This is a genomic window from Bacillus sp. AFS031507 (assembly GCF_002584635.1).
In the GTDB taxonomy this organism is placed as follows: domain Bacteria; phylum Bacillota; class Bacilli; order Bacillales; family Cytobacillaceae; genus Neobacillus.
The window spans coordinates 1-12,604 of record NZ_NUOW01000085.1 but is presented as its reverse complement, the minus strand read 5'-3'; the positions used below and the strand labels follow the sequence as shown (position 1 = coordinate 12,604).

Genomic DNA, 12,604 nt, shown 5'->3' with positions numbered 1-12,604 from the left:
AAGCCCCCCGTTCTTCAACTCCCTCAGTTTAATACGATTTTCTCACGAATACTCGCTTATTCGCAGGATTTCATAACCCTTGGTATGGATTTAAAGATTAAATGAAAAGGGTTCAGATCATTGTGGCTCCGTGAAGGCATAGTGAAATAAAGGAGTGAAATATAACTCCACATTTTACCATATGATGTACATTCTCCACGCCGCCCCTGGAGNNCTCAACGGGTCATTTGCCCTATCATTCCTTCGTCATGCCTATCCAAAGGGGTGGAGGCCAGTTATGCTAACGGGATGGGTCAGTGCCCTTTTGTTTAAGAAACCTGGTACTCCGTACATATTTGAAATCCTGCGAATGAGCCAGCATTCGATAAGTGCAAAACTAGCAATCACTCTTTATCATTATGATTTATAGAAGTTTATCCTTTTGGGGAAACTAGTAAATGTTTTTAAAAACTATTAGTTATTATGCTGCCAAAGAAGTTAAAGGTTGTAATTTTTCTGGACAATAGGATTCATTTCGTTTAGCTATTCCTACAAATATTCGAGCCAGTTTACCAACCAATTTCATAATTGATTTCATCTTCTTAATTTTTTTCACCTTAACATTTGAGGTATGTAAAGCTTTAAACTCAGGGTTGTTCATGACAAGGCTCATCGTCGCTAAGTATAGAAAACGCCGAAGTCTAGATCTTCCCCTTTTAGAAATGACAATTTGACCTTTCCACTTTCCCGAACTTGCTTCAGCTAGGTGTAATCCTGCATGACGTAGTAAAGAATTGCCGTGGGCAAAGCCACTTAAATCTCCAGCTTCCCCTAATATACCTGCCAATGAAATCTCACTAATTCCTTTAATGGTAAGCAATTGATTAGCATAAGGAATTTGTTTAAGTACTTCTGTGACTTGTTTTTCAACTCTTTCGAGTTGTGTTGTTGCGAGGTCAAATTCCTCAAGTAATTGTTGTAGATGAAATTTATATGCATCAAGTGCTTGCTTAGTGCCAATCGAACGTTTAGCTAAATGAATAAGTAATTGGGCCTTTTTTAATCCAGGCTGTCTCTTCATCAGTGACTTCCACCCGATAACCACGTTTTGAGGTTGCATTGANNCACCATATCAGCGATAACTAGTGCATCTTTTTTATCGCTTTTTGACTGGGTATTATCTCGATTCTCTTTATTCCTTTTTACATGGTAGGGATTTACTGTTACTACATCAATATTCTGTTCGAAAAGCCATTTTGATAGATTAATCCAGTAATGTCCCGTAGGCTCCATGCCGACTATAGTTGTAACTAAGTTATTTGTCCTTTTTAGTTTGTTAATCCAGTGCAATAAAATAGTAAATCCATCTTCGTTATTTTCAAATGTGAGAGGATCGCCGACTACAATTCCACGGAAATTCACTGCTCGAGCGACGTGAAATTGTTGAGCAATGTCCACACCAACAACGAGGTGTTTATCGGAAATTCTTTCTATTAGTTGATTTTGTTTGTCTTGCATTTTAAACTTCATAGTAGGGGTTCCTCCTAAGGTTTTGAGTTAGAGTGGTGTCTATACTCATATCTTACTGAGGAGCTCCTTTTTTATCAAAGTCAATAATTAACTCTCTACAGGAATGCTAACGGGGTGCTTTACTTGAATAAGAACAACATAATAATCTAAAACCAAGTGTGAAATTTGAGAGTAGCAAAAATGGTTGTGTTTATGTTTTCTTGCAAATACTTTTATAAAATGTTAAACTTTAGTAGAATTATTTTTGTTCGGTGTAAAGGATAGTATAAGATTAACTTTTCGTCTTGATGATCACTGAGTGCAAGGATAGTAACACATTGTGTGCAATGCACACAGCAGGAGGAAACAAAATGGAACAAGGTAAAGTAAAATGGTTTAACGCAGAAAAAGGTTTCGGATTCATCGAGCGTGAAGGCGGAGAAGACGTATTCGTTCATTTCTCAGCGATCCAAGGCGAAGGTTTCAAATCTTTAGACGAAGGTCAAACAGTTACTTTTGACGTTGAGCAAGGTCAACGTGGAGCTCAAGCAGCTAACGTGCGTAAAGCTTAATAATAAGAACAAAATTAAGCAGGCTCTTCAGAGAGTCTGTTTTTTATTTTTTCTTTTAAAACAAGAAGCCCCACTCACGAATGAGTAGGGCACATGTAAACAAGTAAATCAAATGGTAAACAAAGTGTATCACATAATCAAAAATTCTCCTAATTATCAAATAAAAATAAGCATCCGATTATTCGGATGCTTACTTAATTATTCCATGTAAATAAACTGAGTATTCTCCTGTACATATTCTCTTAATTTAATTTTTTGTTCTGTTTCTAATACTCTAACCAATTCTTGAATCTTTTTTTCATCTTCTTTTGTAGTAGGAATCTCTAATGAAAACATATTACCTCGACTACCATTTAATAATCTTTTTAATAACTCAACTTTATTCATTGGGTCATCCCCTTTAGTTGTTATATTCGACATAAAGTGGACTTTTTCCTTGGAATATCTTATATTGTTTCAAGTTTCACCGACTTTCCACTAAAAGCATCTGATTACAGGTACCTTGACAGAAATGGGTAGCTTTTTTTATTTGCTTTTTTTATACCCACCTTCTACCAATCTAATCATATCACGCCCTGAGGTCTTTTCTGTTTCATGATAACCTTCTTCATCACGCAAACTCAAGTACCAGTTGCTATCGCCATCTTCATTTAGCCTATATAACTTATTGGTAAAAACATTAGTATAAAAATCTCCATTTCTTAGCCTCATAATATCCCACCTCTAATGTATATAAACTGTATTATGCCCAAGATAACCACCTGGAGCCATTAGACATATACAGTCCAAAAATCCCATAGATATACAAGGAAAAGACGTGACAATCAAGGGCTTAGGGACAGAACATGGAAAGTATGTAAAGTAAGGAATGCCTGCAGCTGAATTTTTCCTTATTCAGCTAACGAGGCAGGTTAGTGGAATAACTATGTTATAATGTAAGAAACAGAAGAGTTGTTATAGGAAGTGAAAAATGTTTTTTTATTATTTAATGCTCATACTTGGAGTATTGTTTGTAGTAGGCTCAGCAATTTACTTCATTCTAATGTTTATTGACAAAGACTACCCATTATTAGAAATAGGTAAATGCTTTTTAGCCTTTTTATTTGGTGTTTTACTTTTAGTTGTTACTCTCCCAAGTTTAAAATATGTTGTGCTTAAGGAATATGATGTCGTCAGTGGGAAATGTGTTATCGAAATAGATTCATCAGGTCGTTCTTCTGAAGCGGATTTTGAAATGCTCGATACAGATGAAATGTTTTCCTTCAGAGATATTCCTGCACTAGATGCTTATGGAAAGTCAATCCCTTATTATTGTGAGGTGACAGTTACAAAAGACCATGAGTTTGAAATTAGTTATAAAATATATAATGCCAAAACACGAAATTTAATAGTAACAGGTAAATAGCCTTTGTTTACAGTTAAGTGTTACCATAAAGTACGTGAGTAACTAAGGGAACTAACGGGTGCTTTAGATAAAGTAAGGGATTGCTGCGGCGATCCCTTTTCTTGTTGTGCTAAATGGCAGTTTAGTTGAAGAACAGCTTGATTTTTGTAAATTAATTTTAAGCATCGTAATAATAAAACGTATGAAATAATACGGCAGCAAGACCAGCGGCTTCCTGCGTTGTTGACCGAATAATAATAGTATCCAATTCCAATTTTTTGAACAATGAAATATCTGTTTTAATAGGCATGGAAACAATGGCTACTTGGTTATTGTCGCATTTTAAGTAACCAGCACCCATATGGTCTTTTTCAAAAAGAAATTCATGGTTATCTATTCTAAAGTGAAAGCCTTTTTCAATTAATTGAACTCTATGTGAAGCAATCGAAACGGTTTGGGAAGATAAATGGTCAGTCATTTTGTACCCAATACCAGGAAACGTACAGTCTATGGTATAAAGTGGTTCTCCATTCACGTTGGCTATTTTGTAACAATAGGGTAAGCCAAAGCGTATTGAGTTATGGACGATACGGGCAAGGAATTTATGTTGCTTTTTTCTTATTTCGAATACCGCTTCCCCATGTTCGTTTATTATTGGTATGATTGTTGAAATATGAACCTTTTCAGGTACTTGATAAGTAAACTGTTCCATAGTTTTCCCCAGCACATTCGATTTATCATTTATTATTATATAAGTTTTAATAAGCAAAGCCACTTTTATTAGCTTTCTTCTTCAACTAACGGGGTGCTTTAGTTTAACAAGCAAATAAAAAAGTCGATTCCTTATCTTTGAAGTGACCCCGTAAAGTTAGACACATTATTTCGTTAGGCAGCTTGTTGGGCATGAACTCGGTATTGAACTGGGCTCATGCCTTTTAATTTTGCCTTGATTCGTTTGTGATTATAGTATTTTATATACTTTTCTAGTTCTTGCTTAAAGTGTTCCACACTCTCAAATTCTTTTAGATAAAGAAATTCGGATTTCATAATGCCAAAGAAATTTTCCATAACGGCGTTATCGTAACAGTTCCCTTTGCGTGACATACTTTGTGTAATGCCACGTTTACAGAGGGCATGACGGTATTGTTTCATTTGATAATGCCAGCCTTGATCAGAATGAATAAGGAGTTTATCCTCGTCCGTTAAGCGGTCAAAAGCTTGATCTAACATTGTTGAAACAAGCGAATAGGTTGGTCTTGAACCAATGATATATGTAATGATTTCCCCGTTAAATAAATCCAACATCGGCGATAAATATAGCTTCTCTCCAAATAGTTTAAACTCCGTTATATCTGTAACCCATTTCACATTTGGTTTTTCTGCTTGGAAATTGCGATCTAAAAGATTAGGGGCAATCTTCCCAACCTTTCCTTTGTAAGAGCGATATTTTTTTATACGGACAAGACATTTTAATCCTAGTTCTTGCATGATACGCTGAACTTTTTTATGGTTTGTTTTGTGTCCTCGATTTCTAAGTTCGTCATAAATTGCTTGAATCAATTTTTTTAGCTCTGCATCTGGATCAGGACGACCAAAATTTTTAACCCAATAATAATAGGTGCTTCGCGGAATGTCTGCGAGCTGTAGAAGTGATTTCACCGGAAATTCATGCCTTAATTCATAGACTACCTGCGCTTTGTCTTGTTTGGTGATTTTTCCTTGTTTTGAACTAAGGCATTCAACTTTTTTAAATATGCATTTTCCATCCGTAAACGTTCTAATTCTAGTTGTAATGCTTCAACTGAACCTTCTGCAGGTGCTTGTTTTTTCAATGTTTTTTTATTCTCATTTTTCATAGATGGACGCCCCTTTTTCTTTAATTGCAGGGCATCGAATCCTTCTGTTTCAAACGCGATTTTCCATTTTCGAAGTGTTTCAGGAGATGGAATATTAAAAATCGCTGCTGTGTCCCTGATAGACGTCCCTTGTTCGTTCATATAATTGAGTACATCTAGTTTATACTGTGCAGGGTAGGATGTATAGCGCTTTTCAAAAGCATCTTCCCCAAAAATCTCATATTGTTTAATCCACTGGTGAAGCACACTATGATGTACACCGATAGAATTAGCAATTGTTTTCCCACCGTCATTACCATTTAAATATTCTTTTACTGATTGTATTTTTTCTTCTGGAGAAAATTTCACCATAAAAAATGCACCTCGAATTGTTAGAGTGTGTCTAACAATTCGGGTGCAGTTCATCTTCAGGAAATCGGCTTTTTGATGTTGATATTTGGTTAGCGTACAAAATTTCCGAAATGTTGGCGGTACCCTTGTTATCAACATCCAGAAGCCTCTTATAAAATCTTTGCTGAAAGCAGCTTTTATCCGCTAATTGCACACCAAATTACATCTAGGAGAATTGTTAAAACTGAATTTATTCTCGGTGTTGCACATATGCTTGTTAATACGATCAATGTTGAGGAATTTCAACATATTCATGAAAAGATAACAGAAGTGATTTCGGGACTTGAAACTCTTAGAGCACTATTGTCTACCTCAGAAGTGAATGCTAAATTGGACAAATGGGGGACAATGGTTCCTGATTTTAACCCATTAAGCACAGCCATTTTAATATATACCCGCTTTTACCCTCGGTTTTGCGAAATTTTGCAACAAATTGGAGCCAGTGGACTCGTATCGATTCTAAGTGAAGTTGACTTTTTGTCTGAAATAAAAAATGACCTCGAAATCTACTTACAAGCTACTAATGTAAATGCGAATGAACGAGGAAGACTCTTTCGTTTGGCTTGGAACATAAGCATGAATGCATTTGGCAGCAGGCAATCGTTATACGAACGTTTCTTTTTTGGTGATCAGATTAAAATGGCCAGTAATATCTATCATAGTTATGATAAGAACCAAAGTATCTCCCTGGTAAATACGTTCTTAAAAAATGCTAATGAAAACTCGTCGATTGGCAAAACGTAAGGCGAACCAAAAGATGTAGTTGTTCTAATGGACATGGGACAGTCTCCTAAGGCTGTCCCTGAAGTTTTTCTCCGAATCTTTTAAAAACTCTAGTCCATTTCGCTTGAATGATTGATTCTATCTTTACACTAACAAAATTTATTTTTTCAATAATTCGGCTTGTTTTAATAATTTAAAGTGTATTGGTCAAAGGAGTCATTTATATATATATATAGAATGAGTTAGTTCGCTGGTATCCCAATAACCTTAGTAGGAGGAGACTTATGGGAAAAGAAATAAATTTGAATTCTGGAATAGAAATAGGCATCTACACTTTTGGGGAACTACTTTGCGATCCTTATACAGGTCAATTAATAAGCGCAAAACAACGTTTAAATGAAATTATAGAGGCAGCAAAACTGGCGGATGATGCAGGACTTGACGTGTTCGGGATTGGTGAGCACCATCGTTTGGATTTTGCTGTATCATCTCCCCACATTATATTAGCGGCTATTGCCCAAAATACTAGCCAAATTAAGCTGATAAGTGCAACAACCGTTCTGAGCACAGTCGATCCTGTCCGTTTATTCGAGGATTTCGCAACATTAGATATTGTTTCAAATGGTCGTTCTGAAATAGTAGCAGGGCGGGGGGCGTTTTTGGAATCATTTCCACTGTTCGGATATAATCTGGATGACTATGATCGTTTATTCTCCGAGAATATTGAACTTTTATTAAAATTAAATGAGAATGAGCGTATTACCTGGAAAGGCCATTTCCGCTCGGAGCTTAAGGGTGTAGATATTGCCCCCCGTCCAATTCAACAGAGAATCCCCATTTGGATAGGTGTTGGAGGTTCACAAGAAAGTGCAGAACGTACTGGCAGGCTGGGGGAAGGGTTGATGTTAGCGGTGCTTGGAGGAGACCCTATTCAATTTAAGCCACTAGTCGAGGCCTATCGGTATGCAGGGTTAAAGGCTGGCCACAATTCAAAAAAACTTAAGGTGGCAATTGGTGCACATGGTTATATTAGTAAAACATCTCAAAAGGCTAAGGAAGAATTCTACGCTTATTATACAAACTATTTCAAGTCTTTTATGAAAAACGGAGGGCAATTGAAAATCTCTCAAACAGATTTTGAGCAAATGGCTGGTCCGAATAACAGCTTATTTGTCGGGAGCCCGCAGGAAATTATTGAAAAAATTCTACGCCAACATGAATTGTTTGGACATCAACGCTTCCTTGCTCAAATTGACATAGGTGGTTTACCTTTTAAAAAAGTTGCTAAAAACATAGAGCTATTAGCAACTAAGGTAGCTCCGGTGGTCCGCAGGGAAACTAAAAAAGGCTGCTAAAAGAAAAACCTTTAGTAGCTTTAGCTAGCAATTGCTATAACTGTATCCGTTGGATTACGGCCCTCGGTATTGTGGAGTTCAAAAGTTTGATCAAAATCATAAACTATGTTTTTCCATTAAAGGGCGCAATTCTGTAGCAAGAATTGTGCTCTTTCTTTATGTTAATGGATCATTTAACTTAATAAGACTTCCAGATAAAACTGGATATTTATGTTAATATTGGTGTGAGATTGTGAAGAAATGTACTTAAACTATAGGGGCAGGTTAGTTTAACAACAGGGTTCAATAAATTATCTATTATTAATACAAAAAAGCGAGAGAATACCACGCTTATCATTGTCTTTTTTTTAATTGTAAATTGCCTTTATTAAACATAATAAGTCCATTAATTCGCTCATATAGGGCATATAAAGGATATAGCAGACCTATAAATACGATGATTGAAGGTATTTTTTCAATAGCAGGAATAATGCCTGAAAGCAAAGATATTAATGTCTCTGTTAAGTAAATAAATAAAGGAATTATTACTATCAAACCGATCAGAAGAAATGGTGTTACTTTAGTTTCTTTTAGTTTAGCTTTGCAGTAAGGACATTTCATTGTAAATGGTGATGAAAAATCCTCAAAATCATCAAGCGTTATTGCTTTTTCACAATTTGGACAAGGGACAGAGGTTCTCATTATAAATCTCCTTATAAACGAATTTAAATTTAGTATAATTGGGAATTACCTTTTAAGTAAACAGAAATTCTTCCATTAGGAGATCGCTTTTTCTTATTCGACTAATGTGGAAGTTTAGTTTAAGAAGGTGTTTTTATCAGTATTGGAGAATATGTTAAATGCCTTGTTAAATGCAGTAACTAGAGGATATAAATATGAACCAAAAAGAATTTGATTCGGTTATTAAACAGCCACCAAATATAAGATATGAGTATTTTATTAAAAAGGTCGCTGATTATGAGGAACTCTGGGGTTTATATGACGATGGTTGGGCAACAGCACAGGATGATGATGGAAATATGTTGATTCCTTTCTTTCCTAAAAAAGAATTTGCAGAATACTGTGCAGTTAATAAGTGGAATAAATTCAAAGCTGAACCGATTGACATATATGAGTTTATTGACAAATGGCTAGTTGGTATGAAGAAAGATAGAGTTAAACCATCCATTTTCCCAAGCAATGAAGATTCAGTAATGGTGGAGATAGATGTGTTATTAAGAGATTTAAATAATGAGTTAGAGAATTATTAAGGCAGGTTTGCGTTTCAATATTAAAAGAAATCAACTTACAAAGGACAAGATTGTGAAAAAGTGTACTTAAAGTAACGGGTGCAAGAGTTGAACAAGTAGTTGCGGTTAATACATTTTCAAAGGGGAGTGTAAATTATGCTTGAACTTGTTAAAGAAATATACTCACCTAGTAAGGCATATAAAGTGGAAATTAATAAACGTTTGAAAGAAGGGCTTTTAGAAATTGACATTTATTTTTGGGATAGTGAGTGGGAAACTTGGCTACAAAAGTCCACTGGCTTTACACTTACTGACAACATAAATAGTGCATTGGCAATTGCTAAAGAAAAACTGAAAGTTTATTCAGGAGAGATGATTGAATAGATTGGGCAATTGTGAACCAATTCACTTAAACTACCATGAAAATTAAATTCGTGAGATTCGAAAAATGGCAATACTTAAATAGACGCAGCTCATTCATCTTTTTAAAAAGGGGAGGAGCGTCTGATCTTTGGTGTTTATTACTTGTTTAATGGGTTAGGAAGCTTCTGTTATTGTAACAGTATAGCCTAAGTTTTCTAGTCTTCGAACCGAATGGCGTACAATAGATGCCTGTCTTTGCTTATAGAAGTAGTCTTCGCCTAAGTCTACATACATCTCTTTTCTAGTTAACAGGTAAAAGGCAATCCGCAATATCGCATGGGCAACTACAATAGCTGCTCTTTTGTTGCCTTTTCGTCCAGCTGTTCGTCTATACAAAGCACCAAGATAGTTTTTTGAACCTCTCACTGATTGAGCTGCTTCAGTTAAGGCTGATCTTAAATACTTATTTCCTTTTTTAGATTTAGTTGACTTTCTTTTCCCAGCACTTTCGTTATGTCCAGGTACGAGAGCTGCCCATGAACAAAGATGAGCCGCAGTTGGAAATTGGTTTTTAACATCAGTTCCGATTTCAGCAAGGATTTGTTGTGCCATTCTTCTGGCGATTCCAGGAATCGAATCTAGTCTTTCAATATCTTCTTCATAGGAGCTAACTCGCTGGTCTATCTCTTGATCTAATATTTCAATTTGCTCAGCTAAAAAATCAATGTGAGTTAAGATCGTTTTGAGCATTAATCGTTGATGTGGGTTAACGTAGCCCTGAAGTGCTAATTCAAGTTCTTCTTTTTTCTTTTTCATTGTACGCCGAGCGAAGTTTGCTAGTTATTCAGGATCATCTTCGCCCTCTGCAATTGCTCGAAGCATATCCTTGGATGAAACCCCCATAATATCAGAAACCACTGATCCAAGTTTGATATTGGCACCTTCTAATACCTTTTGAATGCGATTAAGCTGCCTGGCACGTTCTTCAATGATACTTCGGCGATAACGTACAAGCTCTCTTAATTCCCGTTGTGTCCGATTTGGGATAAAGCTTGCTTTAAGTAGACCATGGCGAAGAAGCTGGGCAATCCATTCAGCATCTTTAACATCGGTCTTACGACCAGGGAGTGCCTTCATATGTTGGGCATTAACCACTAAAAACTCGATTCCCTCAGACTCTAATAAGTTAACGATTGGCTTCCAATAAACACTTGTGCTTTCCATAGCCACATGAGTACAATGATTCTCCTTAATCCAGTCCAATAACTTTAATAAAAAGACTGTTTTAGTAGAAAATGTTTGAATCTCCTTTCCTTTTGAGGTCATGATACAAGCTGTAATATTGTCCTTATGGACATCCAGCCCACACGCTCTTTCAATGATAACATCCATTGAAATCTTCCTTTCTAGGCTTGAAAATTGGAGGCTGGTGCAACAATCAGAATTAGGATTAATCTACCATGAGTGCTTCCCGCAAGGGAGCGACAGTTTGTGGTGCACCGTGGTCGTTGGAGTCAGACTATCGGATGGGCTCTATGGCACCATAGTTTATCGACCTTCCTCTCCCAGCCTTAGAACAAGTATGGACGGATTCAATACATTTTCATTCTTTGTGGTGAAGCTGTTTTTTAGCGATTCATGGACGGCTATCGGGTGCTTTACTTCAATAAGGAGTAAGGCATTTTTCTTGTTCAACTAAAGGGCAGATTAGTTTAAGTACATTCCTTCACAAAGTCATAAAAAATATGACTTTGTGAAGGAATCGTCTTCATCTAAAAAACAAGCTGCCCACTAATATATTAACGGGTTCTCTTTTGGAGTACAAAACAGACAAAAAGTAATGCAAATAGCCACCTAATTCGCATTTGAATTAGATGGCTTATTTTTGTTGGTATATAAACGTTTAAGGGTTAATAACTTTGTAGCAAGGAAGCCAGGATTCATATTAAATAATCAGGTGCTTTAAGGGAAGATAGACAGAGCTGTTAATGCAGCTTTCTTTTTTATTGAAGTAACGGGAAATTACCCTTACCAAAAGAAATCGTCTGCATTAAATTTTTTATTAGTATTTTAGTGACTCAGTTAGTATTTTGGCTTATATTGGTAAATACAGGTCTAGAGTTTTATATTTAATAGGGGGAAAAAGACTTGATAGAAAAACAAGTAGAATTTAAAAGTGATTTAATATTAAAAGGCACTTTAGCTTTGCCAGAAAAAGATGGAAAATTTCCTGCGGTTATTATGTTACACGGTTCAGGACCAGGAGATAGAGATTCTAATGTCAAAGGTATTAAAAATATCGACGTATTTAATACCTTTGCAAAGTATTTTTCAGAAATAGGAGTCGCTTCATTAAGGTACGATAAGAGAGGTGTAAAAGAAAGCGAAGGGTCTTATCTAGAATGCGGAATGTGGGATTTAGTAAACGATGCAGTCGCAGGAATTCGCTTCTTAAAAAACCATCCTCAAATAGATAACAATAAGATTATTATAATGGGACACAGTGAAGGATGCTTGCTTGCACCTGCTGTAAACAAAATAGAACCAGTTGACGGAATTGTATTCCTTTCTGGAGCGGTTGGTAGCCTATCAGAAGCCATTGATTATCAATTGGGGAAATTTTCTGAGGAAATTAAAATGAAAAAAGGGTTCTTGGGATGGTTATTACGTGTTTTGAAAGCAGACCAAAGAGCTGTAAAACAAAATAAGAAGACAATGGATAAAGTGAATCGAAGCAAAAAAACGGTAATGAGGATAAGTATGGTAAAAATTAATGCAAAATGGATTAGAGAACATCATCAGTATGATGTAGGAGACGATTTACCTTTCGTTGAATGTCCAGTCCTTGCGATAACAGGTTCGAAAGACCTTCAAGTAAATCCTGATGATGCGAAAAAAATTGCAAGTTTAGTAAAAGGACCATCTGAATATCATATTTTAGAAGGGCTTAACCATATACTTCGAAACCAAGAAGAAGATCTTTCGTTTCTTAAAATCAAAAAAATATATATGAAAAACTTAGATAAACCATTAGATAGCACTCTTATTTCATTAGTAAATGATTGGCTTAAAAGGACCTATTTAACTGAAATTATGTTGGAACCTAAAGTTGGAACATTAAATCTAAAAGAACAAATAAATTAACGACAGTATAAAGATAAAAGAAAGACTGAATTCCAGATTTCAACCTTATTGGATTGACCCATCTTCAACAAACGGGTGCTTTAGTTGTGCGAAATGTTCC

13 protein-coding genes and 2 pseudogenes are annotated in these 12,604 nt (G+C 35.8%); 8 read left to right on the top strand and 7 right to left on the bottom strand.

What is annotated here, in order from left to right:
- Window positions 1–277: 277 nt before the first annotated feature.
- Complete coding sequence (locus tag COE25_RS32045) at window positions 278–409, top strand: hypothetical protein (RefSeq protein WP_257209023.1); 132 nt, start codon at window positions 278–280, stop codon at window positions 407–409.
- Between the two features lie 51 nt (window positions 410–460).
- Here the strand turns inward: COE25_RS32045 and COE25_RS29665 are convergent.
- Window positions 461–1,509, bottom strand: a pseudogene (locus tag COE25_RS29665) (IS110 family transposase).
- 350 nt (window positions 1,510–1,859) lie between these two features.
- Between COE25_RS29665 and COE25_RS29660 the strand changes: the two are divergent.
- A complete protein-coding gene (locus COE25_RS29660; RefSeq protein WP_042463323.1) occupies window positions 1,860–2,060 on the top strand; it encodes a cold-shock protein in 201 nt (66 codons plus the stop codon).
- A gap of 198 nt (window positions 2,061–2,258) precedes the next feature.
- Here COE25_RS29660 and COE25_RS29655 read toward each other — a convergent pair whose 3' ends face one another.
- Complete coding sequence (locus COE25_RS29655) at window positions 2,259–2,447, bottom strand: hypothetical protein (protein WP_098935194.1); 189 nt, start codon at window positions 2,445–2,447, stop codon at window positions 2,259–2,261.
- 138 nt (window positions 2,448–2,585) lie between these two features.
- Window positions 2,586–2,771 carry a hypothetical protein gene (locus COE25_RS29650; RefSeq protein ID WP_098935193.1) on the bottom strand — a complete coding sequence of 62 codons (186 nt, stop codon included), beginning with the start codon at window positions 2,769–2,771 and terminating at the stop codon, window positions 2,586–2,588.
- Window positions 2,772–3,030: 259 nt separating this feature from the next.
- Between COE25_RS29650 and COE25_RS29645 the strand changes: the two genes are divergently transcribed.
- Window positions 3,031–3,465, top strand: a complete 435-nt coding sequence (locus COE25_RS29645; protein WP_098935192.1) for a hypothetical protein — start codon at window positions 3,031–3,033, stop codon at window positions 3,463–3,465.
- A gap of 157 nt (window positions 3,466–3,622) precedes the next feature.
- Here the strand turns inward: COE25_RS29645 and COE25_RS29640 are convergent, their stop codons facing one another.
- Together COE25_RS29640 and COE25_RS29635 are read right to left on the bottom strand one after the other, a co-directional pair.
- Window positions 3,623–4,156 (bottom strand): tubby C-terminal domain-like protein, encoded by a 534-nt coding sequence (locus tag COE25_RS29640; RefSeq protein WP_098935191.1) that lies wholly within the window; start codon window positions 4,154–4,156, stop codon window positions 3,623–3,625.
- A 173-nt stretch (window positions 4,157–4,329) separates the two neighbouring features.
- Window positions 4,330–5,651, bottom strand: a protein-coding gene (locus tag COE25_RS29635; protein WP_098935195.1) for an IS3 family transposase whose coding sequence is annotated in 2 segments (ribosomal slippage) — window positions 4,330–5,195 and window positions 5,195–5,651 — 1,323 coding nt in all. Because the reading frame shifts where the segments join, the coding sequence is not laid out codon by codon here.
- Window positions 5,652–5,807: 156 nt separating this feature from the next.
- Here COE25_RS29635 and COE25_RS29630 point away from each other — a divergent pair.
- A complete protein-coding gene (locus tag COE25_RS29630) occupies window positions 5,808–6,434 on the top strand; it encodes a 4-hydroxyphenylacetate 3-hydroxylase C-terminal domain-containing protein (protein ID WP_098935190.1) in 627 nt (208 codons plus the stop codon).
- Between the two features lie 263 nt (window positions 6,435–6,697).
- Window positions 6,698–7,768 carry an LLM class flavin-dependent oxidoreductase gene (locus COE25_RS29625; protein WP_098935189.1) on the top strand — a complete coding sequence of 357 codons (1,071 nt, stop codon included), beginning with the start codon at window positions 6,698–6,700 and terminating at the stop codon, window positions 7,766–7,768.
- A gap of 333 nt (window positions 7,769–8,101) precedes the next feature.
- Here the strand turns inward: COE25_RS29625 and COE25_RS29620 are convergent, their stop codons facing one another.
- On the bottom strand, window positions 8,102–8,449 hold the full coding sequence (locus COE25_RS29620) for a hypothetical protein (RefSeq protein ID WP_098935188.1): 348 nt from the start codon (window positions 8,447–8,449) through the stop codon (window positions 8,102–8,104).
- Window positions 8,450–8,643: 194 nt separating this feature from the next.
- On the opposite strand from COE25_RS29620, the gene COE25_RS29615 reads away from it, so the two are divergent.
- Both COE25_RS29615 and COE25_RS29610 read left to right on the top strand, forming a co-directional pair.
- A complete protein-coding gene (locus COE25_RS29615; RefSeq protein WP_098935187.1) occupies window positions 8,644–9,018 on the top strand; it encodes a DUF2750 domain-containing protein in 375 nt (124 codons plus the stop codon).
- Between the two features lie 135 nt (window positions 9,019–9,153).
- Window positions 9,154–9,381: a hypothetical protein gene (locus COE25_RS29610; protein WP_098935186.1), complete on the top strand. Its 228-nt coding sequence runs from the start codon at window positions 9,154–9,156 to the stop codon at window positions 9,379–9,381.
- Between the two features lie 153 nt (window positions 9,382–9,534).
- Here COE25_RS29610 and COE25_RS29605 read toward each other — a convergent pair.
- Window positions 9,535–10,752 (bottom strand): annotated as a pseudogene (locus COE25_RS29605) (IS110 family RNA-guided transposase).
- Window positions 10,753–11,508: 756 nt separating this feature from the next.
- On the opposite strand from COE25_RS29605, the gene COE25_RS29600 reads away from it, so the two are divergent.
- Window positions 11,509–12,504, top strand: coding sequence for an alpha/beta hydrolase family protein (locus COE25_RS29600; protein WP_088089884.1), 996 nt, complete (start codon window positions 11,509–11,511; stop codon window positions 12,502–12,504).
- Window positions 12,505–12,604: the final 100 nt, after the last annotated feature.

Excerpts from the sequence above, each read along its gene's own strand:
- COE25_RS29660 (WP_042463323.1), top strand. The coding sequence starts at position 1,860 with ATGGAACAAGGTAAAGTAAAATGGTTTAACGCAGAAAAAGGTTTCGGA.
- COE25_RS29645 (WP_098935192.1), top strand. The coding sequence starts at position 3,031 with ATGTTTTTTTATTATTTAATGCTCATACTTGGAGTATTGTTTGTAGTA.
- COE25_RS29615 (WP_098935187.1), top strand. The coding sequence starts at position 8,644 with ATGAACCAAAAAGAATTTGATTCGGTTATTAAACAGCCACCAAATATA.
- COE25_RS29655 (WP_098935194.1), bottom strand. The coding sequence starts at position 2,447 with ATGAATAAAGTTGAGTTATTAAAAAGATTATTAAATGGTAGTCGAGGT.
- COE25_RS29620 (WP_098935188.1), bottom strand. The coding sequence starts at position 8,449 with ATGAGAACCTCTGTCCCTTGTCCAAATTGTGAAAAAGCAATAACGCTT.
- COE25_RS29650 (WP_098935193.1), bottom strand. The coding sequence starts at position 2,771 with ATGAGGCTAAGAAATGGAGATTTTTATACTAATGTTTTTACCAATAAG.
- COE25_RS32045 (WP_257209023.1), top strand. The coding sequence starts at position 278 with ATGCTAACGGGATGGGTCAGTGCCCTTTTGTTTAAGAAACCTGGTACT.
- COE25_RS29610 (WP_098935186.1), top strand. The coding sequence starts at position 9,154 with ATGCTTGAACTTGTTAAAGAAATATACTCACCTAGTAAGGCATATAAA.
- COE25_RS29625 (WP_098935189.1), top strand. The coding sequence starts at position 6,698 with ATGGGAAAAGAAATAAATTTGAATTCTGGAATAGAAATAGGCATCTAC.
- COE25_RS29640 (WP_098935191.1), bottom strand. The coding sequence starts at position 4,156 with ATGGAACAGTTTACTTATCAAGTACCTGAAAAGGTTCATATTTCAACA.